General features: G+C 46.6%; 18 protein-coding genes and 1 riboswitch. Of the genes, 13 read left to right on the forward strand and 5 right to left on the reverse strand.

The window, feature by feature from the left end:
• Nucleotides 1-190 precede the first annotated feature (190 nt).
• From NE536_RS17245 to NE536_RS17255, 3 genes are all read left to right on the forward strand, one after another.
• Nucleotides 191-718 (forward strand): DUF4124 domain-containing protein, encoded by a 528-nt coding sequence (locus tag NE536_RS17245; RefSeq protein ID WP_261273446.1) that lies wholly within the window; start codon nucleotides 191-193, stop codon nucleotides 716-718.
• A gap of 563 nt (nucleotides 719-1281) precedes the next feature.
• Nucleotides 1282-1701, forward strand: a complete 420-nt coding sequence (locus NE536_RS17250) for a curlin (RefSeq protein WP_261273447.1) — start codon at nucleotides 1282-1284, stop codon at nucleotides 1699-1701.
• A 14-nt stretch (nucleotides 1702-1715) separates the two neighbouring features.
• Nucleotides 1716-3206: a curlin gene (locus NE536_RS17255; RefSeq protein ID WP_261273448.1), complete on the forward strand. Its 1491-nt coding sequence runs from the start codon at nucleotides 1716-1718 to the stop codon at nucleotides 3204-3206.
• A gap of 172 nt (nucleotides 3207-3378) precedes the next feature.
• Here NE536_RS17255 and NE536_RS17260 read toward each other — a convergent pair whose 3' ends face one another.
• Together NE536_RS17260 and NE536_RS17265 are read right to left on the reverse strand one after the other, a co-directional pair.
• On the reverse strand, nucleotides 3379-4044 hold the full coding sequence (locus tag NE536_RS17260) for a helix-turn-helix transcriptional regulator (RefSeq protein ID WP_063883912.1): 666 nt from the start codon (nucleotides 4042-4044) through the stop codon (nucleotides 3379-3381).
• Between the two features lie 395 nt (nucleotides 4045-4439).
• The gene (locus NE536_RS17265; RefSeq protein ID WP_261273449.1) at nucleotides 4440-5048 is read right to left on the reverse strand and encodes a DUF2238 domain-containing protein; all 609 of its coding nucleotides are present in this window, start codon (nucleotides 5046-5048) and stop codon (nucleotides 4440-4442) included.
• 154 nt (nucleotides 5049-5202) lie between these two features.
• Between NE536_RS17265 and serA the strand changes: the two genes are divergently transcribed.
• Both serA and ygfZ read left to right on the forward strand, forming a co-directional pair.
• Complete coding sequence (gene serA / locus NE536_RS17270; protein WP_012088338.1) at nucleotides 5203-6432, forward strand: phosphoglycerate dehydrogenase; 1230 nt, start codon at nucleotides 5203-5205, stop codon at nucleotides 6430-6432.
• Nucleotides 6433-6608: 176 nt separating this feature from the next.
• Nucleotides 6609-7571, forward strand: a complete 963-nt coding sequence (gene ygfZ, locus NE536_RS17275; RefSeq protein WP_261273450.1) for a tRNA-modifying protein YgfZ — start codon at nucleotides 6609-6611, stop codon at nucleotides 7569-7571.
• 88 nt (nucleotides 7572-7659) lie between these two features.
• On the opposite strand, the gene NE536_RS17280 is transcribed toward ygfZ, so the two are convergent.
• The 3 genes from NE536_RS17280 to NE536_RS17290 form a co-directional block, all read right to left on the reverse strand.
• Nucleotides 7660-8676 carry a response regulator gene (locus NE536_RS17280; protein WP_028759378.1) on the reverse strand — a complete coding sequence of 339 codons (1017 nt, stop codon included), beginning with the start codon at nucleotides 8674-8676 and terminating at the stop codon, nucleotides 7660-7662.
• Nucleotides 8677-8724: 48 nt separating this feature from the next.
• The gene (locus tag NE536_RS17285; protein WP_261273451.1) at nucleotides 8725-14058 is read right to left on the reverse strand and encodes a PAS domain S-box protein; all 5334 of its coding nucleotides are present in this window, start codon (nucleotides 14056-14058) and stop codon (nucleotides 8725-8727) included.
• Between the two features lie 143 nt (nucleotides 14059-14201).
• A complete protein-coding gene (locus NE536_RS17290; protein WP_261273452.1) occupies nucleotides 14202-15560 on the reverse strand; it encodes an alanine/glycine:cation symporter family protein in 1359 nt (452 codons plus the stop codon).
• A 250-nt stretch (nucleotides 15561-15810) separates the two neighbouring features.
• Nucleotides 15811-15946, reverse strand: a riboswitch (glycine riboswitch).
• Nucleotides 15947-16408: 462 nt separating this feature from the next.
• Here NE536_RS17290 and NE536_RS17295 point away from each other — a divergent pair.
• The 8 genes from NE536_RS17295 (at nucleotide 16409) to NE536_RS17330 (ending at nucleotide 24712) form a co-directional block, all read left to right on the forward strand.
• Entirely contained in the window at nucleotides 16409-17083 is a 675-nt protein-coding gene (locus NE536_RS17295) for an ABC transporter ATP-binding protein (protein ID WP_261273453.1), read from the forward strand.
• Nucleotides 17073-19727 (forward strand): ABC transporter permease, encoded by a 2655-nt coding sequence (locus tag NE536_RS17300; protein ID WP_261273454.1) that lies wholly within the window; start codon nucleotides 17073-17075, stop codon nucleotides 19725-19727. Before NE536_RS17295 ends, NE536_RS17300 begins: the two co-directional genes overlap by 11 nt.
• Nucleotides 19727-20935 (forward strand): lipocalin-like domain-containing protein, encoded by a 1209-nt coding sequence (locus tag NE536_RS17305; RefSeq protein ID WP_261273455.1) that lies wholly within the window; start codon nucleotides 19727-19729, stop codon nucleotides 20933-20935. The genes NE536_RS17300 and NE536_RS17305 overlap by 1 nt, the downstream gene beginning before the upstream one ends.
• A gap of 317 nt (nucleotides 20936-21252) precedes the next feature.
• Nucleotides 21253-21633 (forward strand): type IV pilin protein, encoded by a 381-nt coding sequence (locus NE536_RS17310; RefSeq protein WP_006086002.1) that lies wholly within the window; start codon nucleotides 21253-21255, stop codon nucleotides 21631-21633.
• Nucleotides 21634-22071, forward strand: a complete 438-nt coding sequence (locus NE536_RS17315; protein WP_261273456.1) for a GspH/FimT family pseudopilin — start codon at nucleotides 21634-21636, stop codon at nucleotides 22069-22071.
• Nucleotides 22068-22478: a prepilin-type cleavage/methylation domain-containing protein gene (locus NE536_RS17320; protein ID WP_220592065.1), complete on the forward strand. Its 411-nt coding sequence runs from the start codon at nucleotides 22068-22070 to the stop codon at nucleotides 22476-22478. The genes NE536_RS17315 and NE536_RS17320 overlap by 4 nt, the downstream gene beginning before the upstream one ends.
• A gap of 2 nt (nucleotides 22479-22480) precedes the next feature.
• Nucleotides 22481-23050 (forward strand): PilW family protein, encoded by a 570-nt coding sequence (locus NE536_RS17325; RefSeq protein ID WP_261273457.1) that lies wholly within the window; start codon nucleotides 22481-22483, stop codon nucleotides 23048-23050.
• 18 nt (nucleotides 23051-23068) lie between these two features.
• On the forward strand, nucleotides 23069-24712 hold the full coding sequence (locus tag NE536_RS17330) for a DUF7305 domain-containing protein (RefSeq protein ID WP_261273458.1): 1644 nt from the start codon (nucleotides 23069-23071) through the stop codon (nucleotides 24710-24712).
• Nucleotides 24713-24850 lie beyond the last annotated feature (138 nt).

Below are 24850 nucleotides of genomic sequence, written 5' to 3' on the forward strand. Positions count from 1 at the left end.
TTACTGATATATAGCTAATACTTTAATACCTTAGGTTTAATGGCCCCAAAAACCAACGTCCCATGGGACGAGGCATAAATCACTGATTGAATAGACTTAATGGCGCAAGCATTAAGCTGACTATTTATCGATTGTAATCAAAGAACTAAATCATAATCGCTATACAAGTGTACAAAGGATTTGTGGCCTAATGGTAAGACTGATACTCACCCTAATCTGTGTTATTTTGCCAAGTGCAGTACAGGCAAATACCATTTATAAATGCCGTAAAGATGACAAAATTGTCTTTAGCCAAACCGCTTGCCCGCAGGAATTTAGCCAACATAAAATCGAATATCAGTTGGGGATCACCACAGAAGTCGACTCAGATAAAAGGGACATTCCTGTCGATCCCCTGCAAGCGCTACTGAATCGCCAAACCATTTCTAAAGAAAAATTGCTGCAATTACTCGATGGCGAAATCTATCGACTTAAACAGGAGAACAGCTATTTTGAAATTCTGCGCGCCAGTGAATTACAAAAACTAGAGCGTAAACGTTATTGGCAAAATAAAGAAAAAAGCGATCCTGAATACATCAACGAAATGGACGATATCAATACTCGCTTCAATGCGCTGACTGTGAACAATAACAGCGCAATGCAGCAACTGAAGGATAGAAAAAACCAGATCAGTGCAGAGGTCTCCCCTGAAGAATCGAAGGAGCCAGAGAAACACTGATCTCATATAAAAGGTTAGTGCTCAGCTTGTCACTCATTCACCAAGGAATTCGACCACTATGGTCGAATTTTTTTACTCATAAAACCGCTCACTAAAATCTTCATTGTGATTTAAAGTCAACCGAAGATAAACACCATATAGTTCGCCTTTAAACATGCTTTAATACCGCTAAATAGCTCTTGAATTGAGTCAATCCCACAACACTATTCTCACCATATTTCCTATAACTTTTTTCCCCGAAAAATATCACGTGATAATCGATGCATTGCTTGATTTGGTTGCAGCATTGTTTAAAAACTGAAGGATAACTTAGCAACGAGTACGACTTAACTACTAGACCAACTAGACTACTCGGCCTAAAAAAACACTCTCTAAAAAACAGATAAAAATAACTGAATCAATTGGATAACGATAAATCCATCATTTATCTACTGTGAATCCTTTGCGTAATAAATACCCTTTTGGCCAATTGCGGCATATTAACGGGACTCGTATCTTCAGGGCTGAATTTGGAGTGTCTGTTGTTTTAGACAGCCCAAGATATTTGATGCAAGGAGTCACCCGTGCCAAATACCTCTATACGCTTTTTGGTACCGCTGCTCCTGCTCTGTAGTTGTATGACCTCAGCACAAGAGCTGAATGTCAATGAGTTACCTATAACCCTGCAGGCATTACTGGAACGTTCCGGTCGCGATAACCTTATCGAACTGGTGCAACAAGGCAATGCTAACCAAGGATTACTGTTCCAATCAGGCAACGATAACAAAGCCGATGTGACACAAGTCGGCAATGATAACGATGCGCTAATCTCACAGATTGGTTCAAACAATGAAGTGCAACTACTGCAAGTGGGCAGTCAAAATACGGCTTCAGTGACACAAATTGGCAATAACAATCTCGTGCAACTGAACCAGCTAGGAAGCGGCAATTTTTCGATTCAACAGATTGCAGACGGTGCTGCAATCTCAATAACTCAATATTAAACAGGGAGCGTCACATGAAATCACAAGCTAAAAAATCACTTATTGCTTTGGCCATTGCAACAGGTTTAAGCGGTCAAGCCTTTGCTGCCAGCACAGTGAGCGAAATTAGCGTAGTACAGTCAGGCCAAGCCCAAGACACCTTAGTCTCACAAACGGGTGGCCTTAACGCTGCAGCAGTTGTGCAAACAGGTAACGATCAAACCGCAACCGTTATCCAAGACGGTGTGTGGCATGAAGCCGCAATTAATTCGACGGGTGCAGAAAACAAAGTCCAGATAACACAACAAGCTGATTGGCATGTGGCAAGTGCAAATGTTGTCGGTGACAACAACAATGTCAATGTGTCGCAAGACGGTTTCTTTAACCAAAGCAGCAATGATGTTACTGGCAACAATAACACTGCAATCGTGAGTCAATTAGGCGAAGTCAACGAAAGCCAAGTTGAAATCACTGGCGTTGAAAACAGCGTATTTGTTGAGCAAGAAGGCGATGCTAACTTTGCAGTATTCCGCGTTGAAGGCAACAACAACGACGGAAAAATTACCCAAGTAGGTGACAACAACCAAGCGGGTCTAATCGCCCTTGATTTAACCGCTAACGTGGGTAACAACAACGACATTTCTGTTAATCAAGCGGGTAACAATAACTTTGGCGCGGCTAAAGGTATTGCAGGCGACAACAACACAGTAGACATGGTCCAAAAAGGTGATAACCATGTTGGCTTCGTTTACGCTCTTGCTGGCAGCGACAACGATATTTCAATGGATCAAAAAGGTAACGGCAACACAGCTTATCTTGCTATGACTACGGGTGATGACAACACTGTCGATATTACCCAAAATGGCAGCGGCAACACAATCGGCGATACTTTAGTGGCTGATATCCAAGGTGATGATAATGATATTACTATCACTCAAAAAGGCGATGTCAACGGTGCAGAGTTCCAAGTATGGGGCGATAGCAACGACGTTGACTTGAAACAAAAAGGCGATGCTAACTTCGCAACCTTTGGCGCCTACGGCACAGATAACGACTTCGATTTATCTTCTAAAGGCAATAACAACGAAATCGTTGCCTTTGCTGATGGTCAAGATAACAGTATTGAAGTTAGCCAAGAAGGTGATACTAACTTTGCCTATGTCGATGCAGTAGGTAGCGATAACGAAGTGGATGTTGAGCAAGATGGCGCTCAAAACGAAGCCGTCATTTCCATTGCTGGCAACAATAATGCCGATGTCACTGCACTGCAAAATGGCGATCTTAACCTTATCGATTTGATTATCGAAGGTGATGAAAACACTGCACAAATTGCTCAATCAGGTAACGGTAACTGGATTGGTGGTGACGCAAGTAGTTCATTTGAAGTAAGCGGTGATAATAACAGCCTGTTGATCACTCAAACAGGTAACGATAACTTAGTACTAGGTTCTCAAGCTGGTAATAACAACAGCATCAGCGTTAATCAATCAGGTAATATGAACGTTGCTACTGTAGTGCAATACTAGTCAATCCTGTTAAAACCACCACAGCTACACTCTTTGGTGGTTTATCAAAAGGGTGTTGAACAAAAAGCGGGAATGTTTAAATAAACATTCCCGCTTTTCTATTCTGATTAACCAGTAATTATTAACATTAACCACTCAAAGCGAAAAGCTAACGATCAATATCTTTAACTACCTAGCTGCACAGCTCAAAGTGAGTCTGATAGGTTTGTGCCCAACGCAACAACTCAACACGATTACGGGACTGGGTTTTACGGAAGATAGAGGAAATATGAGCCTTCACCGTATGTTCGCTGATGCACAATCTGTGGGCGATTTCTTTATTCCTCGCGCCACTCGACACAAATTGAATGATAGTGCGCTCACGGGAAGTTAGCATCTGCAGCATAGCCACAGTATCGGAGGGCATCTCATTGTTGCCATCGAGTTTTTGTACTACACGACGGAACATCTTACTCAGTAGTGTTCTGTCGTACCACAGCTCCTCTGCCACCATTTTACGTAAACCTGTTAACATCAAATCCATACGTTGATCGGCAAATAAAATGCCTCGAATGCCAAGTAACATAGCTGACTCTTGATCTAAAGAGTCTCGCTCGACTTGATACAGCGCCACGGGGAAGTGTGATACTAAGCGCGAAGCCAGTAAAGGGATCCCCTTGTTATCGAGTGCAGAGCCTTTTTGGGTGATCAGATAAAAACTTCGACGACTCTTATCTAAATCTAATTCCGCCGCATGCTTAACGATACGAGTTTTCAAGCCTATGGATTCAGCGAGTAACGCTAAATGACATGGTGCCGCCATTTGATGTAAAAAAACTAATTCATTAATTGTGCTCAATGACTCTCCTCCCTGAAAAGTATTTCTATTAGCAAAATGGTATGTTTGACCAGCCTCTTTAGTTAGATTTTTAAACATTCCATTAACCTAGTTGATTCTGACTAGTTAAAGACTGAAAAACATCACCCAAATGTACTATTCCCTTTTAAATCCTAGTAAGTTCGACTAACTGACGGAAGATAATTGGAATAACAGCATAAAACTCCATTAGGTTTAACCGACTCACGAAATCTAGTACTTTCAAACTATGAAGACACCCATCGAAAGTTGCAACACAAAAATAACACCCAGGCAATAAGAAAGTGTGACAGCTAAATGCCATCACACTCATGTTAGAAGCTTTATGGAAGGATGAACTTATGACTCAAGCTGAAACAATCAGCAACTCACGGCCACTAGCGTCTGAGTTTAAGTGCTGCTATTTGCTTATCTTGAAAACGAGACAATAAAACGAGTGCGACAATTGCGCCAATTAATGCCATTAACATATCTGATTGAGTGTCCCACACATAGCCTTGGGTACCCAAAAAGGCTTCAGCGCCTTCACCTGTTGCCACGGCAACCCACCATTCAATGAGTTCATAAAACGCCGAAAACGCGAGCACAAAACACGTGACTAAAAACGCACACCAAGCACCGGGTTTGACCGCTTGATTACGCAGCAGAATTTCACGCGCTAACATGGCAGGGATAAAACCTTGTGCAAAGTGACCTAACTTGTCGTAATTATTACGTTCTGAGCCCATCCAATGGGCAATCGTGTCGAATAATGGCACTTCAGCATAGGTGTAATGCGCGCCGATAAACAGCACACAGCAATGGGCTAACACTAAAACATACACCAGCGGCGTCAATGGGAAGCGTTTGCGGGTAAAAAATAGCAGTGGCACAGCCACTAATGCGGGAGCCGCTTCGAGCCACCAAGTGAAAGGATCTGCGGGATTTATCGCCGACCAAACGAGCACTAAGAGGTAAATAGCACACCACGCGATTTTGTTATTCAATGTTTCTTCCTCTTATGCGATATTGTTCTTAATTTAGAATATTAACTTTAGCCATCTAGCCCTCCACACTGAGTAAAAAAAGTGCTATTTTGGTGGGTGAAGGTTGTCAGCATATCATAAGAAACATTTCTATTAATTAGAGGGTACCCATATCATGGCGAAACATTCGCTGGACAAGGATAAGATCAAGATCCTGCTGTTGGAAGGCGTCCACCAATCTGCAGTCGATGTACTTGAGCGTGCGGGATACACCAACATCGAATACCACAAAGCCTCATTAGGCGATGAAGCATTAATTGAATCCATCAAAGATGCACATTTCGTGGGACTTCGTTCACGTACCCAATTAACTGCCGAGGTGCTGAAACGTGCCGAGAAGTTGATCGCGATCGGTTGCTTCTGTATCGGAACCAACCAAGTTGATCTTGCCACCGCCGAATCCCTTGGTATCCCAGTATTTAACGCACCATTCTCCAACACGCGCAGTGTTGCCGAACTCGTGATTGGCGAAATCATTATGCTGATGCGCGGTATCCCTGAGCGTAACGCCATCGCCCACCGTGGTGGCTGGATGAAAACCGCCGCTGGCAGCTACGAAGTGCGCGGTAAAACCTTAGGCGTAATCGGTTACGGTCATATCGGTACTCAGCTTGGTATTCTGGCTGAGACGCTGGGCATGCGCGTGGTGTTCTTCGATATCGAAGACAAACTGCCGCTAGGCAATGCACAGCAAATTCATTCAATGGAACAGTTACTGGCGCAAGCTGACGTAGTGAGTTTACACGTACCAGAAACCCCACAAACCAAAGACATGATAGGCGCAGCTGAATTTGCGGCGATGAAAAAGGGCAGCATCTTTATCAACGCTTCACGCGGTACTGTGGTTGATATCGAGGCCTTAACAGTCGCACTCAAAGAGCGCCACCTTGCGGGCGCGGCGATTGATGTGTTCCCAGTTGAGCCGCAATCGAATGACGATGAATTTATCAGCCCACTTCGAGGTCTTGATAACGTATTGCTGACACCGCATGTGGGTGGTAGTACTGCTGAAGCCCAAGAAAACATTGGTATCGAAGTCGCTGGCAAGCTCGCTAAATACTCAGACAATGGATCGACCGTATCTGCAGTTAACTTCCCTGAAGTTTCGCTGCCTATGCATAAAGGCACCTCACGCTTACTGCATATTCACCAAAACCGTCCAGGCGTGCTGATCAAGATCAACCAAGCCTTCTCGGAAAAAGGCATCAACATTGCCGCGCAATATCTGCAAACCACCGCAGAAATTGGTTATGTGGTCATGGAAGTTGATACCCACCAAGCCGAAGAAGCTTTAGTGGAATTGAAGGCCATTGAAGGCACACTGCGTACCCGCGTGCTGTTTTAACTGCGTACCCACGTGCTGTTTAATCGTTAAGCCCAATCGCATTAAGCGTATAGGCTAAAGTACAAAGACTGAGGCGCACATGTCATTCACAGATATGTGCGCCTTATGCTTTTGGGCCTAAAGGAATTCCGTTACAATCTAGCCTCTCACATCGTCTTCATTTTCAGGATCTCGCTATGACTATTTCAGTTTCTACGCCCCATTGGGATCTGGACGCTTCTTTGCCTCCACCCATGCTTGCCAACTTATCTCATATGGGCCTTATCAAAGTGGTTGGAGAACAGGGCCGCAGTTTCATCCATGGCCAAGTGACCACAGACATCAGCTCATTAGCCGAAGACCAATGGCGCTGGGGCGCACATTGCGATCCAAAAGGTAAAATGCTGGCCAGTTTCAGAACCTTTGCTATTCAAGATGCGCTCTTTATGTTGATGCCAAAGGATACTATCGAAGTCGATTTACCCCAGTTACAAAAATATGCCGTGTTTAGCAAAGCCACCTTAAGCAATGCATCCGCTGAGTGGACTCTGCTCGGCGTTGCTGGTGAACAGGCAAGCCAATTCGTGAACAAACATTTTGGTGACATTCAGCAAGAGCTCACACTCATTGAAAAGGGTGCGATTTTAAAAGACGCTGAACGTTTTATTTTAGTATTAACACCAGATGCCGCAGCAGCTTTAGTTGCGCAATCGGAACTGAGTGTATTTGACGCCAGTGCATGGCAAGCGTTAGAGATTGCAGCAGGTTACCCCAACCTTGCCGCCAGCCATGCCAGCCAGTACGTACCGCAGATGTGTAATCTACAAGCGGTTAACGGTATCAGCTTCAATAAGGGCTGTTACATGGGGCAAGAAACCATAGCGCGCATGAAATATCGCGGTGGTAATAAACGCGCCCTGTATATTTTGCGCGGTCACACTAGTCTTCAAATCACCCTAGCATCAGGCCTCGAAATCGCGATGGAAGACAGTTTTCGCCGTGGCGGTCAAATCATTGAGTTTGTACAGCGTGGCAATCAAGTCTTGTTAACCGCCGTACTTCCTAATGACACGCCTAATGATACTCAGCTGCGTTTTGCCGACGATGAACAATCACATTTAACGATCCAAGCCCTGCCCTACTCATTAGATGAAGCGTAATGCTTTGATTTAATATAATTAGTATAAAATATTGAAGCAAAATAAAGGCGCCAATGGCGCCTTTACCTTAGTCAATGCACTTCGAGCATCAATTTTCTAAATAAGTATCTCGAATGGCAATTGCTTCTGGCAGGATTTGCTTGAACTCCTCCACCAACTTAGGATCGAAATGTTTTCCCGCTTGATTTTCAAATAGCTCCATAGTTGCTTCAATCGTCCAAGCCTGCTTGTAAGGCCGTTGCGAAGTCAGCGCATCGAACACATCCGCAATCGCGGTGATACGCCCTTCAAGGGGAATTTCTTCACCTACCAAGCCATTGGGGTAACCTGAACCATCCCACTTCTCATGGTGAGTTAAGGCGATACGACGGGCCATTTGCAATAACGGATCGCTATGTTCTCCAATAATTTCTGCACCTATGGCGGCGTGCTGCTGCATAATTTCCCATTCCTGCGCATCAAGTTTCCCTGGCTTTTTCAGCACAGCATCGGGCGTACCGATTTTACCAATATCGTGCATAGGCGCCGCATTAAAAATCAAGTCACAAAAGGTTGTCGGTAAGCCGAGCTTTATCGCTAATATGCGGGCGTAATGGCTCATACGCACAACATGTAGACCCGTCTCGTTGTCCTTGTATTCAGCAGCACGGCCAAGACGACGGATAATCTCGAAACGGGTTTCTTCTAATTCGTGGGTACGAACTTTAACTTGTTGTTCGAGTAGACGTTTTTGATCATAGAGCGCAAGATGCGTTTTAACCCGCGCTTTAACGACAGGCGCACTGACAGGCTTAGTAATATAATCCACCGCGCCCAATGCAAAACCTTGGGCTTCATCAGCAATTTCAGATAAGGCGGTCACGAATATCACCGGAATATGGCTGGTCAGCGGCTCTTGCTTTAGCAGCTTGCAGACTTCATAGCCATTCATACCTGGCATCATGACATCGAGCAGAATCAAGTCAGGCCGCGATTTTGTCACTAACGCTAATGCCCTTGGCCCATCGATCGCCACTTTGACTTTGTAATCATCACCTAGAATACCGATCAAAATATCAATATTCTCAGGTGTGTCATCGACGACTAATATTGTTGCTTTTTCCATTAACAACTCCACTCAATGTCACACATTATAAATTCGCGCTACCGCTTTCTATCCTAACTGTGTAATCACATCGTCAATTAAGTCGATTGCCTCATCAAACTGATACTGGTTAATCATAGATAAAGCGGGGCTTAATGTTTGCCACATTGCACTACTCACCTTCGGCTTTAACGCATCAATTTTTGCCACAGCGCTGGCATCGGCTTCATCTAGATTCTGACGTAAGACCCGTAATGCGGCTCTCAAGTCCTCATCTGATAGCAAGTCCACCGCTCGGGGCTCGGCTTGATTCACTATCGCAGGCTTAGCCTGTTCAATCGCATCGCAGATAGAGGCCACTAGCGGTTGAATCTGAACTAATTCATCTTCATAGGGCGCTTTCTCTGTTAAATGCAACTCAAGCAAACGCGCTAATTCCACCAATTTTGCCGAACTTAAATTACCCGCTAAGCCTTTAAGGGTGTGGGCGATACGCACCGCATCTTCGACTTGATTCGCCGCGATGGCTTTGCGAACCTGCTCCACGACATTACGTTGACTGCTCACAAAACGATCAAAGATTCGTTGATAAAGACGCGTCGAATGCTGCACCAGTTGCAAACCTCTATCGATATCCAACTCAGGGTGTTCTGGCCACTTGAGCAATACCGTTTGATCTGCGCCATTGCTGACTTCACCCTGTGTGCAGGACGAAGTTAACCGAGTTGAGGCTTCCGCCCTTATCGCAGCAGAAATTCCAGAAGAAGAGCCGAGGTATTTCAATAGGGTTTGATAGAGCACATTCACTTCTATGGGCTTGGCAATATGGTCATTCATCCCAGCCCGAAGACACATATCTCTATCACCCGCCATCGCATTCGCAGTCATAGCGACGACAGGTAAATTTGCCAACTCAGGCCTTTTCCTTATTGCTTTAGTGGCTTGATAACCATCCATCACCGGCATTTGGCAGTCCATCAACACTAGATCGAAATGCTGTTGGGATAGCTTATCTAAGGCAATTTGGCCATTGGTCGCTATGGATAAAATAATCCCCACTTGCTCTAAAAACTCGCTGGCGACTTCAAGGTTCATCTCGTTATCTTCCACTAATAAGATACGTTTCCCTTGAAGTGGCAATAATAACTGCGGAGCCAGCTCTTCAGTGCGGCGTCTCACTGGCAATATGCCTTCACGGCCAATCGCATTCATTATGCCATCGAGCATGCGTGAGGCGCTGATGGGTTTACTGATGTACCCCGCCAGTGCTAATTGCTCAATTTGAGTGATAAATTCATGATTCGCATGGGCGGATACCATCAAGATCTTAGGCTGAGACTTAGCCTGTAGTTGGATCTGACGGGCGGTTTCTAACCCGTCCATATTGGGCATTTTCCAATCGATTAATGCCACTTCATAGGTCTGCAGTAGGCAGCGGTTTATTGCTTCTTCACCTGAACGAACCGTATCGACTCTAAAGCCCATACTTTCGAGCGTTGTACGCATTATGTCTCTGGCGGTCGCGTTATCATCTACCACCAGCACAGACATGCCCTCAAGCTCTTGCTCAAGCACTAATTTTTGGCCCTCGGAAATTTGTAACTTCACAGTGAAATAGAAAGTGCTGCCATGACCAAATTGACTTTCGACACCAATATTGCCCCCCATGAGTTCAACGAGTTGCTTGCAAATAGCCAAACCTAAGCCTGTACCACCGTATTTACGGGTGGTTGAAGTATCCGCTTGGGTAAAGGATTTAAATAATTTTGCTTGCTGCTGCTCAGTTAAGCCTATGCCGCTGTCACGCACACTAAAACGCAGCACGACATCATCATCTTGCTGCTCAACTAAGCTTAGCGACAATAACACCTCACCCCGTTCGGTGAACTTAATGGCGTTATTCATCAGATTAATCAACACTTGCCCTAACCGCAGCGAATCCCCTAACAGATAACGAGGCACATTGGGCGCAACGGCAAACAATAATTCAATCTGTTTGTGGGCGGCTTTCTCAGAAAACATATCGCTGAGATCTTCCAACATAGTGTCGAGCTGAAATGGGACTGAATCTATGTCTAACTTACCCGCCTCAATCTTTGAGAAATCCAGAATATCATTGATAATTGACAGCAAAGATTGCGATGCCCGCTCAATCTTCTCCACATAATTCTTCTGTTTTTTATCTAACTCGGTCTGTAAGCACAGCTGGGACATGCCAATAATGGCATTCATTGGGGTGCGGATTTCGTGGGACATATTCGCCAAGAAGTCGCCCTTGGCTTTACTGGCCGCATCGGCTTGCTCTTTGGCGAGTAGCAGTTCATCTGAGAGCAATTTAAGTTCTGTCATATCGACCATGCTGATCACGGCCGATTCAAATTGTCCTTGGGCATCAAGCAGTGCCGACACATTGACTGTCATCCACAAAGGCGCACCGGAAGGACGAATAAAACTGCGCTCGCCGCGATAATGGTCAATCTTACCTTCAACCAACTCCTGAAATTGCGCCTTGGCTATGGGTTGATCTTGCTCACTGAGAACCTCAAAAATTGCAGTATTACGTAAATGGTTACGTGACAGCGCCATATCGGCACAGAATTGGTCATTACAATCTAAAATAACGCCTTTAATATCCACATTGACTATGCCAATGGTCGCCCCATCGAACAGCGCCTTAAAGTGCGCCTCACTTAGGGCTAACTCCTGCTCTATGGTTTTGCGTTGGGTAATGTCCATCACATAACCATTCCACGTGATGGCACCCTCTTCACCCAAATGACCGCTCGCGCCAGCTTCCATCCAACGTATGCTGCCATTAGGGTGGCGATAGCGAAACTCACGTATCCATTGCAACCTGTCTTCACTCTGACCCGATAATGCTCGCACAACATCTGGTCTTTCTTCGTCAAAAATCCGCTCGGCTATGATGTCAAAATTGCTCATCAGATCATCACGATGTAGCCCAAGCATCTTCATTGCCGCACCAGAGAGGAAGGCAAATCTTCGGTCTGTTGGAGAATGCCATTGCAATTGATATACAGTACAAGGAATCGACTCAGTAATATTGGTCAGTTGCTGACGCGATGCTTCGAGTTCGACTAAGGCGAGTTTACTCTCGGTAATATCGTCGATACTGCCGTCAAACCAGAGTGGCATGCCCTCTTCGGTATAACTCGCCTTACCTTTCTCATGCACCCAACGGATGCTGCCATCGCGGTGGCAAATACGGTATTCCACCTCAAAGGTTTCCTGTTGTGCCAGCGCTCGGTCGATGTGGCGATGGCATAGGGCAAGATCCTCCTCCAAAATCAAGGATGCGAATGTGCGTTGGCGATTCTCAATAAATTGATTTGCAGCGTAACCGGTAATCTCGGCGATATTGTCGCTGATATATTCCATGACCCACACATCCCCGATGCGAGTCCGATAAACGGCGCCGGGAATATTCGTCACTAGCCCACGAAAACGCTGTTCGCTATCACGGATCTTCTGCTCAACGGCCAGTTTTTGTGTCATATCGCGTATTGAAGCCGCCACTTGCCTCTGTCCATCAAAGGCGGTGGGAAGAATACTCAGCGCTATTTCTGCAATAAATTCATTACCATCGGCTTTTAACGCCCGCACATGACGGGCATTTGCCATGCTTCTATCGCGGCCTTCACGCAGGAATGTTTGCCGCTCGAGCACATGCCCATTTCCTAACTCTTGCGGCAATAACGTCTCAACCTGCAACCCCAACATAGCGCCCGTTTCGTATCCAAAGAGCTGCTGGCAGCGACTGTTTGTAAAGACGATTTTCCCCTGCTCATCAACTATCAACATGGCCTCTGGCGCGGCTTCCAGTACCGCATTTGACCAGACCGCCGCTGAAAACTGCTCTGTGACATCGGTAAATAACATCTCCACCGACATTAGCTCACCTGTGTCAGACATTAATGGCTGCATAAACACATCGAGCCTTCTTAAATGCCCTTGATCATCCAGCATTTCCACTTGATGCGAAGGCACATTTTGGCCTTTCAAAGCCAAATCAGTGTATTGCCAGTTTTGCTCATTGAGGGGATTGGCCGAAAATAGCCTTTGATATTTGCGCTTGAGCAGTTCAGGGGAAATCCCCAGCACCTTAGTCACGCCCTCGCTCACCTGCGCCAGCTGGCCGTCAGGACCGAGGGAACAATAGAAAGACTTATCGCTCATACCATCAATCAGGCGAGCAAAGCGGTTACCACGGGAATCAAGAATGGCTTGCTCACGTTCTGCGAGTAATTGTGCCATTTGATTGAAGGTATTGCTCAGCGTCACTATCTCACTCACAGCACCTTGGGGAATTATGAGCTGCTGGGTTTTCCCCTGCCCAAAGGACAAGATACCCGACTCGAGTTGCTCTAACGGCCGAGTTAGTCGCTTAGCGGCCAGATAGCAAGTCAACAATAATAAGAGGGTTAATAAACTTAAATTGAGTATTATGGATGCGATATCATCGAGCAGTGCTGTGTACAAATCTTGCTCTGGTGCTAGCACTATAACGCGCCATTTTAGCTGTGGGACAGTCGCAATACTCGCGAGGTACACCACATCCTTGTCGTCAACAAACCTAGCCTGACCATCAAGTCCTTTCGTTTGTAAGGCCCAAAAGTCAGCATTCCTATGTTTATTTTTATCAAACAACTGTGTCGAAGTCGTGGCCAGTACTTTGTCTTTATCAACATGATAAATAAGCCGTCCTTGATCGTCTAAAACCACCAGTCGATTAGGCGCAATTCCTAATTGTTTTGGCAAGCCATCTAACGCTAAGTCAACCGTCGCGACGCCAAAATAATGCTCCGCCTCACCAAAAGGAGCCGAATAAGTCACCATCAGAATATTACCCGCCCCCTCATCAAAGTAGGCCTTTGACCAGTAGCCCGCCGCTTGATTGATGGCATTGTTCCACCAATCCCAAGTACCATCGGTATAATCGTAACCCTCGGCACCAATATCGATATAATGGAGATCGTCGCTACCACTGGTGTCGCGGTAAACATAGGGAGAAAAGAGTTTGCGATTGGGAAAGGTGTTGGGTTTAAACGCGACTGCGGAGCCAAAGAAATCAGGATTACGTTTGAGCCGATTCATCAAGACACTTTTCACGCTCTCAGTGTCATTCATATCTTCTTTACTCGACAAAAAACCAATAAAATCAGCAAGGCCTTGGGTATTAGCTTGTGCGTGCTCGAGTAACAATTGCAGACGCGAAGCCGAGTGACTCGCCTCTTGCGTCAGGCTATGGTAAAGCCGATTCTCAGTGGAGAGATAACTAAACCAAGCATTGACAGCATAAACGCTCGCCATGATTAAAACGAGAGGCAAGGCTATGTGGGATAATATTCTGCTGCGAAAAGTACGAAGTTTACTTTTGTCCATGGCGTCGCCTTAAAGTCCTCGATTTTATATGCACTATTTTTTAAATAGTGCATATAAAGTAAACCAAGAAACCAGTGACGACAATGCGAACGTTAAAATAATGTGAAGTAATTTATTGTTTTAACAACACTAATAAGCCGTCTCTAAGAAGCCGTTTCTAAAGTTTGATTCGGTAAGATACGGGCAAAATAACTTTGGGTTTCGGCGATGATGATATGCCTCAAGCCCACAATGGCAATCAAGTTTGGAATCGCCATCAAACCATTAACGGTATCGGCCAATAACCAAATCACATCGAGCTTGATAAAAGCGCCGCCCGCGATCAGTACTAAAAACACCACTTGATACAAGCGTAAACCGCGCTCGCCGACCAAGTAATACCAACAGCGTTCACCGTAATAATGCCAGCCTAGAATCGTCGTGAATGCAAAACACACCAGCGCAATGGTCACCAGATACTGACCCACAACCGCTGAGCCGCCGAGGGCAAACGCCGCGCTCGTCATCGCCGCGCCCGCAGTTTCACCACTCCACACACCAGTGATGATCAGCACTAAGCCCGTCATAGTGCAAATAATGATGGTATCGAAGAAGGTGCCCGTCATGCTGACTAAACCTTGCTCAACGGATTCATTGGTCTTAGCGGCAGCCGCTGCAATCGGCGCGCTACCAAGACCTGATTCATTGGAAAACACGCCGCGAGCAATACCGATTTGAATCGCCTGCGCCACTGTCGCCCCTAAAAAACCTCCCGCTGCCGAGAGTGGCGTAAAGGCCGATTCAATCACTAAACCTAAGGCGGGTAAAATTTGCTCAGAAAATCCCACTAAAATCCACACGCAGGCCAGCACATAACCAATCGACATGGCAGGCACTAGCTTTTGCGCCACATTCGAAATGCGCTTAACCCCACCTAAAGTAACGGCGGCAACGAGCACTGTCAGCACGGTCGCCGTCAACCAAGTCGGTACTTCAAAGGCAATCGTCAGCGCATCGCTGATGGCGTTAACCTGCGCAAAAGTACCAATACCGAAAAAGGCCACACCAACCCCAAATAGAGCGAACAATTTCGCCATCCAAGGCAGACCAAGGCCGCGCTCGATATAGTACATAGGGCCACCCGCAATCTGGCCGCGCGCATCGGTCGTGCGATATTTTACTGCGAGCATACACTCGGCATATTTAGTCGCCATGCCAAAAAATGCCGCCAGCCACATCCAAAATAACGCCCCAGGACCGCCCATTTTGATGGCCGTCGCCACGCCGACAATATTGCCCGTGCCTATGGTGGCGGACAAGGCAGTACAAAGCGCTGCGAAGGACGATAAATCCCCATGACCTTTTGCCGGTTTAAATAACAATCCCAGCGCCATAGGCAGACGAAAAACTTGGATAAGCTTGAGGCGTGCAGTGAGGTAAATCCCCGTGCCCACCAGCAAACAAAGGGTGATTGGGCCCCAGACGATGCCATTAATACTGGCAAGAAAAGCTTGAAAACTCATGATATTCCTCGAATATTAAACAACAAAATTAATAAACGGAGGAGGAAAAGAAATGGCTGTGACGCGCCGCAGTCGGACGCTATTGCAAACTATTTCTAGCCTGTGCTCGACTGAGATTCACCCCAGCTGAACGCGAAATGCGCAGCAAGCGAGTCCTCTAAACGAGTGCTTTCAATAGATGCAAAAATACGCTATCTCAAGCAAAGGGTAAAAATAGCCCACGACGACAAACGACAGGGACTGTGCAGTCATCCTCTCCTCTGTCCTTTTGCCTGAGCGTTTCGCGTCGCGGTTCAATAACACCACGACACTTTCGCCTTCGGCGCCACCTGATCACACTTTAAGTTAAATTAAGTGCAATTGGCAGTCTCTCCAGAGGCTCGTCCAGTAACAGTCCACGCCTATCGGCACCTGAAAGAGTGCTTTGTTTTTATGGGAAGATTCGATTCAATAAAACCGTCGCTTCACTAAAACCAAAGTTGCCTCGTCGGTGTGGGGTCAATTCCCCACTCTCCTGCTACCTTCATCCGAACGGATTGCTAGATTGAGATTAACTCCCAAGCTAACAGGACGCACAGAATGCAACAAACGCGGCGTCAGCTCAAGCCGTTTGCTCACAGTTCGTCGAGGATTTAACTCAATTGACTATTTTTACGGCAAGTGACGATTTATGTTTTGTGATCCCGTTTATGATCCCATTACTGGAAAAATCAGTATCTATCTGAATAGAAAATGCTTTATCTTGAACACTGGATTGCAACACTAAATTGCAGCCAGGATATGTTGCAGCCACAGTTGAAAACACTACTGACTACACCCGCCGCCAATGGATATAAAGGAGTTGCTCAATGGTCGACGTCGCTAAGCTTAATCAAGTAACCAAAGGCTTTCGCGATGGTGAGCAATATCATCAAGTGCTGCAAGCGGTCAATCTACAGATCCACAGGGGTGAAACCGTCGCACTCACAGGCCCGAGCGGCAGCGGTAAGAGCACCTTGCTCAATCTCATTGCCGGTTTTGAAACACCAGACTCGGGCGAAATATTGCTAGAACAAGCGTCCACCTCCACTTGGCAAGATAAAGAGTGGAGCCGTTTCAGGCGCGATTCCTTGGGCGTTGTGTTTCAGCAATTTAACTTACTCACGCCCCTAAACGTGAAAGACAATATCGCCTTCTCCTTAAGTTTAACGGCGCAGCCATGGTCAGCTTGGTGTGACTATCTGGTTGAAAAACTCGGGCTCTTACCATTACTTCATCGCCCAGTTGAAGCCCTGTCCGGCGGTCAACAACAGCGGGTCGCCATCGCCCGCGCCTTAGCCCATAAACCGACCTTGCTGCTAGCCGACGAACCCACAGGTAACTTAGATGATGTATCGGGTAAGCAAGTCATGGCATTACTGTGTGAACTGGCACGGGAAAGCCAAACCAGTATCTTGATGGTGACCCACAGCGAAGAGTGCGCCGCCTTTATGCAAAAACGTTGGCACTTATCCCAAGGTGCAGTCGCTATCTATGAACAATAAACCGCTCACTAAGGCGACTCCCACAGAGCTTAAGCAGATAGAGCTTAAGCAAACAGGACTTAAGCAAACTTGGCTGAGACTGACATGGCTCAGCCTAAAGGTGTTTATCGCCCATTATCGCCATGCGCCCATACAAGCAGGAGCCATTCTGCTTGGTATAGCTTTGGCCGTGACGCTACTGATTGGGGTTAAAGCGACCAACGACAATGCGGTGCGCAGTTATAGCGATGCGACTGAGCTTTTGAGCCAGCGTGCCGATGTGTTACTCACACCGCCTCTTGGACAAAACACCTTAGATGAATCTGTTTATTTCGCCTTAAGACGAGCTGGATTAAGTCAGAGTCTCGCCGTGGTGAACGGCAAAATTTCCGGTAAGAATGGTCAGTTTTGGCAACTGGAAGGCAGCGATTTGATTGCCGCATTAACGCTACAAAAAGCGAGAAGTAACGCCTCGACTGAAACGCAGTCAACGACCTCGCCGCAAATGAATGACTTGCCGCTTGCCGATCTGCTCAACGGCGCCCCCACTGTGATAATGAGCCGCAGTCTAGCCGCCAAAGTAGCGCCAGAGGGTAAACTTGTTTTAGAAAATAGCACCTTAGATGTCATTGCAATTGATGATAATTTTGGCCTCGGCAGCGCCATCTTGGCCGATATTTCCCTCGCCCAGCAATTACTGAATATGCAAGGCCGATTAAGCTATATCGCCATGTTCAGCGAGCGAGAAAACTTACCTCAACTAAAATCCCATCTCGACACTTTGGGCATTACGCCGCAAAAGGCCAGTTTTAGCCAGCAAGATCAAGGCCAAGCGCTAATAGCGCTGACGCGCAGTTTTCACCTTAATCTCAATGCCATGAGTATGTTAGCCTTCGTTGTCGGCCTCTTTATCGCCTACAACGGTGTGCGTTACAGCTTAATGAAACGACAAAAACTGTTAGTGCAGTTATTACAACAGGGAATCGAGCGCCGCGCCTTGATGACGGCGCTAATGTTAGAATTAATTTTGTTGGTTGTCATAGGCTCAAGTTTGGGCTTTATCAGTGGTTTACAACTCAGCCACTGGCTGCAACCTATGGTCGCCATGACCCTTGAGCAAATGTATGGCGCCCATTTACTCCCCGGTATTTGGCAATGGACTTGGCTTATCGAGGCGATTGCCCTCACCTTAGTTGCTGCGTTCGCCGCTTGCTTGCCCTTGTATTTAGATCTTACGCGCCAAGCACTGGCACAAGGGGCGAATCGTTATCAGCAGATGCAGGCACACCGCAAAACCCATAGCATTCAATTTGCCTTAGCCTGTGGTTTACTAACCGTAGCGGCGCTGCTGTTTCCCTTCAGTCAAAGCTATAACATCAGCTTAGTGTTACTCGGTATCGTCGCTATCGCGATCCCCTTGTTGTTGCCGCAATTATTACATTGGGGCGTCAGTGCGTTAATGCCCTTGGCACGCCCTGGATTATGGCAATATCTGCTCGCCGAAACCCGCGAGCTTATCGCACCGCTCTCCTTGGCTATGATGGCAATCTTGCTGGCGCTCAGTGCCAATGTGTCGATGAACACCCTAGTGGGTAGCTTCGAGCAAACCCTGCGGACTTGGCTAGAAACCCGCTTGCATGCCGATATCTATATTCGCCCACCGAGCCAGCGCATCGACACGATTCAAACCCAATTGATGCACGATCCTAGAGTCAGCGGTCTTTATCAGCAGTGGCAAATTGAAGCCCAGCTTTCACTCCCTGTCTCGACGGATAATTCGCACGCACAAACAATTCCAGTTAGCCTACTTAGCCGTGATGAATATTCGATTCGCCACACCAGCGCCCTAAAAGAAAGCCTACCCACGTTGTGGCAATCCTACTTTAATGCTCCCGTGATCTTAGTGAGCGAGCCCTTAGCCATTAAATATCAATTGCAGCTTGGCGATAGCGTGTCCTTGGATGTGCTAGAGAAAACGGGTAACAGCCAAGCCATTATCGGCGGCATTTATTATGACCACGGCAATACCCGCAACGAGGTGATTATCAGTCAGCCGCTTTGGCAAAAGGCACAGTTACCTGTGCTGCCAGTCAGCTTGGCGGCGAGTTTACATGGTGACGCGCAGGGCAGAAGGATAAGTGAAGCACAGCTCGATGAACTGCAAATCCAACTGGCTGCCGAGTTAGGCTTATCGCAAGCGCAAATCTACAGCCAAACTAAGATTAAAACCCAAGCTATCGCCATGTTTAAGCGGACTTTTTCAATTACCTTAGTGCTAAATAGTTTGACGCTGATTGTCGCCGCGATTGGCCTTTTTAGTGCCTGTTTAATGTTAACTCAGGCACGGCAAGCGCCACTGGCACGGCTGTACTCCTTAGGTGTGAGTCGTAATGCGCTGCGCGGCATGGTGTTTATGCAGATGCTGATTGTGGTGCTGATCACTTGCCTGCTCGCTATGCCAACGGGCGCGCTGTTAGGTTACCTGCTCATCAACAAGATCACCTTGCAAGCCTTTGGCTGGACGATAAAAATGATTTGGGATTGGCAAGCCTATGGCGAAGCAATACTGATTGCCTTAACCACCTGCACCTTAGCCGTACTCTTACCTCTGTATTGGCAAACCCGCAAGCCACTGGTCGCCAGTCTGCAGCAGGAGACCCTGTGATGAAAACACTCAATCTAAACAGTATTGTATGGGCAGTAGTTGGGTTAATGCTTATCGGCGGCTGCGACCAAACGCCACAGGCTCAAAACACTCAGTCCAAATCCATGGCCAATGTGGTGGGAAAAACCTCTACTAATCAAGATGATTTAGCTTTTACGCCTGTTGTTCCCGGCTATAGATTTGAATTTCCGCGGGATCACTTGGCGCACAATGGCTTTCGCCAGGAATGGTGGTATCTGACCGCGAATTTAACCACAGAAACAGGTGAGCAACTCGGCGCCCAGTGGACGCAGTTTAGGGTCGCCCTGAAACCCACAACTCTGCAAACAATCGCTCCACAAATAATAGTTCCGCAAGTAACAGATGCAACGCCCAAAAGTGAATCCACTTGGGAGACTCAACAGCTTTATTTAGCCCACAGTGCATTAACCTCGAGTAATGCTCACTTGGCCCACGAAAAGTGGTCACGCCGCCATAGCAAGTTTGCCGAGGTGAAATTAGATCCCTATCAAATCCGCCTCGATAACTGGCACTGGCAGAGCGAAACCAATGCACTCTTTCCCGCGACCTTAACGGTGGAGAATCCTGATTTTAGCTATCGACTTCAGCTGAATAGCCAAGCGCCATTACAATACCAAGGCGCTAACGGCTATAGCCTTAAAAGCCGCGACGGCCAAGTAGCCTCTTACTACTACAGCCAACCCTTTATTGAAATTTCAGGTGAAATCAACCGCAATGGCAAAGTGGAGCAAGTCACAGGCCAAGGTTGGCTCGACAGGGAATGGAGCTCGCAATTTCTCACTAAAACGCAACAGGGCTGGGATTGGTTTGCACTTAGGTTAAATGATGGCTCGACGCTGATGTTGTTTCAGTTACGGGATCAGTCGCCAACAGAGAACACAAAGAATACGCCTATCTCAGCATTTTATAGCGCCAGAAGAATGTTTGCCGATGGCACTGGGCGCAACATCAATTCCACTGACAATCCCAATGACATTCAGATGACGCCTCTTAAATGGCAACGCACAGTCAATGGCGACTATCCCGTTAGCTGGCAGGTAAAAATCCCCAGCGAGAATATCGATCTCACTATCATCCCGCTCAATCCCAATAGCGCTATGCCATTATCAACGCCCTACTGGGAAGGCCCAGTGCAACTCTCTGGCAGCCATACTGGTACAGGTTATATGGAACTGACGGGCTATTGAGCCCAAACATAGTTCTTATAACCAGAAATGCTAAGTCAGCGCGAAGTAGCATAACAAGATAGTTATTCAGAGAATGATCTTAAGCTGCTGTTGTATAAAGACATCGCAACACGCAATACGTGACCAAGCCCACAATAACACCCTATTTGCGATCGAGTTCAAGACTAATAATCAACCAATTGTTGCATTTTAATGTCAACCCAAATACATTATCATAAATTGAAATGACAACGCTGTCATAACGTACAGATAACAGTTTAACTCTCACGTTAATGAGTGACTGCAATACGCATCAACCAGCACAAATGGAGTTGTGAATGAGTTCTATCATCCGCATAGAGAAAGGTTTTACCTTAATTGAACTCATGATCGTCGTAGCCATCATCGGCATTCTCGCCGCTATCGCTATCCCTTCTTTTTCCGAATACCTAAAGCAAGGTCGTCGTTTCGATGCCCAGCAATATTTGATGACGAGCGTGCAAGCATTAGAACGCAATTATTCCCGTCAAGGTAAGTATCCTGCTGCGCAAACCTTAACCAACAGTCCTTACTACACTTTTAGCTACACACCGGCGGACGACAAGTTAAGTTTCTCCCTCTCGGCAGTCCCAACCAGCCGCCAATCGGATAGCTGTGGCACCTTAAGCATTAATCAGAAAGGCGTGCGAACTCCCGCTGCCAATTGTTGGACGAATTAAATGTCAAACCCATGGAATCATGGATTTACCTTAGTTGAGCTTATGGTTACCGTCGCGATTATCGGTATTTTAGGCAGCTTAGCCCTCCCTTCTTACCGCGACGTTATGGCACGTGAACAGCTAACAGCCGCCGCGAATGAATTGGTCTCTAGCTATAAATTTGCCCGCAGCGAAGCGATAAAACGCAGTACTTTAATTACTCTCACGGCAACAGAAGCAGGACTTTGGGTCATTAAAGATAGCGACGATAACGAATTGAAGATTTTTACGCCTCCGACGCATGGAATTGATGTAACAGGACTGACTAGCATCAGCATCAGTGCCACGGGCAACACCGCCAAAACCAGTATTTCATTGACGAACAGTCAAGGTGAAAACATGAATTTATGCATTTTACCGAGCGGCCAAAGTCAACTTCAAAGTGAGGATTGTGCATGAAAGCCTTCAATCACATAGGTAAAAAGCACCTTGGCTTTACCATGACAGAAGTTTTAGTTTCACTCGTGGTATCAGTCACTTCATTGCTTGCACTGGCAAAAGCGCAGCTATCATCGCTACAACATGCCAGCAATAGCTTTCAATACACTGTTGCCACAGTGCAAGCGCAAAATGTCATTGAGCAGATTTGGCCAAGATTATGCGAAGTGCAAAAGCAACCCGCCCGCTTCGAAGATATCAATTTTAGAGCCAGTTTAAGCCAAGATTTCCCCGCAGGCTTTGACTTAGTATTACCCGCCACTTATCAAGACAACATGGCAATTACTGTGACTTGGCAAGATGGTCGAGTCGATACCAATAATAGCGTCAGTCTTAACGCCAGCTTTCCGCATCTGTGTAAGGTTTAACTGTGATTTCAGCTCATCGCACTCAACGGAGACACATTAAACTCACCTCAAGACAAACGGGGTTTAGCTTATCCGAACTGATGATTGCCATGGTATTAGGGCTAATCATCATGATCGCTGTGATCAATTTCTTTGCGCCACTTAAGACTACTGTTGAGGAAAGTAAACGTCTAGAAAATGCCGCTGACGCCTTAAGGTACGCCACGCTAACGCTCAGTAAAAGCATCAAACAGGCGGATAATGTCGCCCTTGTATCGGCTAACGAACTCGTCCTAAGCACGCGTGCCTCCGCAAGCCAACCGAGTATTAGCTGTTTAGGCCAAAGTAAAACCGCTGATTACACCGAAACCTTTAGCTTTTTAGCACCTAACTTATCCTGCGACGATGGTGATGGCGCACAAACGCTTCTCACTGGGCTAGAAGCGGCTCATTTCTCTCAAACTGGTGAACTCGTCAGTATTAATTTGAAACCCTTAGCTTTACCGACCCAATATGATCAGGGTATTAGCTTACAGATCGCACTGCGTAAACCTCTTTGGCAACAAGCCATAAATTCACAACAAGTGCCATAGGCACGAGGAAGCACAGACATGCACACGGAACGTTCATTTGCTCACGCTTCGCCACTTCGCGGCAGTATTAATAAGCAAAAGGGTGCAGTGTTACTTATCGTCTTAGTCTTCAGTATATTAGCCAGTTTATTGGTCGTGACATCACTGCGAGATAACTTAGTACAAGAGCGGCTGAGCGGGAACTTCCAGAAGCAAGTCAATGCGCAACTCACCGCCGAACAAGGCATGTATGAAAGCTATAACACCCTCAAAGCAACTTTAATTAAAGCACCTCAAAGCACGGCGGTCTCCTTACATGACAGTCTGCCAAAGAGTGCCTCAGGCAGTATCGACAGCAGCGCCTATACATTGACAAAAACCGTGACCCCTAGCGCCGAACTCAGCGTCAACAGCACAGGGCAACACTTAGAAGGTCAGGCCAAACTCAATGCACTCTTCGCCCTAAAAGGCGCAAAGGGCAATAACATTTTTAACGATGCCATCGTTTCCTGCGAGAGCCTCAATCTGACTGGTAGTAGTACAATCGATGGTTATGACTCACGAAAAGGCGCCTACGGCGATAGCTTCAATAATGATCAAGGCAACAGCCAACTCAATAAGCACGGCAAAGGCAATGTGACGACGGTTGAACCGAATGCCGATGTAACCTTGTCGGGCAATTCGCCGATTTACGGCGATGTCAGTGCAACGGGAAATGTCACATTAACCGGCTCATCTTCCCTAATGGGCAATATTCAAAGCAATAAAGATGTCATCGTAGGCACAGGTACGGTCGGTGGGAATATCGCTGCGGGTCATAATTTCGAGCTAAAAAACAGTGGCACTGTTGAAGGCTCAGTGCAAGCCAATAACAACGCATCAACGGCTCCCGGTGCCAAAGTGAATGGAACACTTCAATATGGCGGCGATGGCACCTTTCATCAAAATAGCAGCATTGGCCAAACGGTGAATCTAGCACCCAATGTCCCTCCCGTTCCCACTAAGTCCTGTGATCCATTAGATATTGGTGCCGTAATGGGAGGGTTTAAAATGCCCAACAATGGCGCGAGAACAATTGCATCAACCCAGAATGTTACCATTTCCCCAACGGGCTCGACTGCGAGTTCAGGTAACAGTAATGCATTTCCTGCCCTGTCCTCAAGTTCAGAGAACATCTTCGGTTCTGAAACCCCAGTATTTAATCTCGACAGTTTAGTCATGAGTAGCGATGGTGTATTAAACATCAGCGGTGGGGATGTCACACTGATCATCAATGGTGACTTTAAAATGAGTGGCGCAAACCAACTCAATATCGCCCCGGGCTCAAGCCTAACGCTATTTGTGAATGGTGAGGTTTCCTTTACGGCGGGTACCAACAACGGTAATAACATTAAAAGCCAAACCCTAACCAGCAGCAATAAACCGCCATTAGCGATTTACTCTGGTTCAAATAAAGATGTGACTGTCAGTGGAAGCGTGCCGATTTACGCCGCGCTTTATGCGCCTAAATCCAAAGTCAATCTGCCCGGTGGTCCCGAAATCTTCGGCTCGGTAAGAGGCAAATCCATTACCGCTACGGGCGATGGCAAGATCCATTATGACAATGCTTTAGGCGAAGCCGATTTAGGCAGTGACAATGCCATTCCCCCCGCGATAGTACTTAAAGGTTGGCAATATTTATAATCTTGAATTATTGGCCGTATCCCATATACGGGCAAGTACAACACACCTCATCCACTATAAACACACAGCTTAAATTTCAAACTGAGAGTTAGATCACTCGCAAAACTTTGATCCGGATCGACTATCGCTTGCAATACC

Source organism: Shewanella septentrionalis, from assembly GCF_025370265.1.
In the GTDB taxonomy this organism is placed as follows: domain Bacteria; phylum Pseudomonadota; class Gammaproteobacteria; order Enterobacterales; family Shewanellaceae; genus Shewanella; species Shewanella hafniensis.

Bases quoted from the DNA above. Each gene is read 5' to 3' on its own strand.
- serA (WP_012088338.1), top strand. From the start codon at position 5,203: ATGGCGAAACATTCGCTGGACAAGGATAAGATCAAGATCCTGCTGTTG.
- NE536_RS17285 (WP_261273451.1), bottom strand. From the start codon at position 14,058: ATGGACAAAAGTAAACTTCGTACTTTTCGCAGCAGAATATTATCCCAC.
- ygfZ (WP_261273450.1), top strand. From the start codon at position 6,609: ATGACTATTTCAGTTTCTACGCCCCATTGGGATCTGGACGCTTCTTTG.
- NE536_RS17255 (WP_261273448.1), top strand. From the start codon at position 1,716: ATGAAATCACAAGCTAAAAAATCACTTATTGCTTTGGCCATTGCAACA.
- NE536_RS17295 (WP_261273453.1), top strand. From the start codon at position 16,409: ATGGTCGACGTCGCTAAGCTTAATCAAGTAACCAAAGGCTTTCGCGAT.
- NE536_RS17310 (WP_006086002.1), top strand. From the start codon at position 21,253: ATGAGTTCTATCATCCGCATAGAGAAAGGTTTTACCTTAATTGAACTC.
- NE536_RS17305 (WP_261273455.1), top strand. From the start codon at position 19,727: ATGAAAACACTCAATCTAAACAGTATTGTATGGGCAGTAGTTGGGTTA.
- NE536_RS17320 (WP_220592065.1), top strand. From the start codon at position 22,068: ATGAAAGCCTTCAATCACATAGGTAAAAAGCACCTTGGCTTTACCATG.
- NE536_RS17300 (WP_261273454.1), top strand. From the start codon at position 17,073: ATGAACAATAAACCGCTCACTAAGGCGACTCCCACAGAGCTTAAGCAG.
- NE536_RS17330 (WP_261273458.1), top strand. From the start codon at position 23,069: ATGCACACGGAACGTTCATTTGCTCACGCTTCGCCACTTCGCGGCAGT.
- NE536_RS17315 (WP_261273456.1), top strand. From the start codon at position 21,634: ATGTCAAACCCATGGAATCATGGATTTACCTTAGTTGAGCTTATGGTT.
- NE536_RS17245 (WP_261273446.1), top strand. From the start codon at position 191: ATGGTAAGACTGATACTCACCCTAATCTGTGTTATTTTGCCAAGTGCA.
- NE536_RS17290 (WP_261273452.1), bottom strand. From the start codon at position 15,560: ATGAGTTTTCAAGCTTTTCTTGCCAGTATTAATGGCATCGTCTGGGGC.
- NE536_RS17280 (WP_028759378.1), bottom strand. From the start codon at position 8,676: ATGGAAAAAGCAACAATATTAGTCGTCGATGACACACCTGAGAATATT.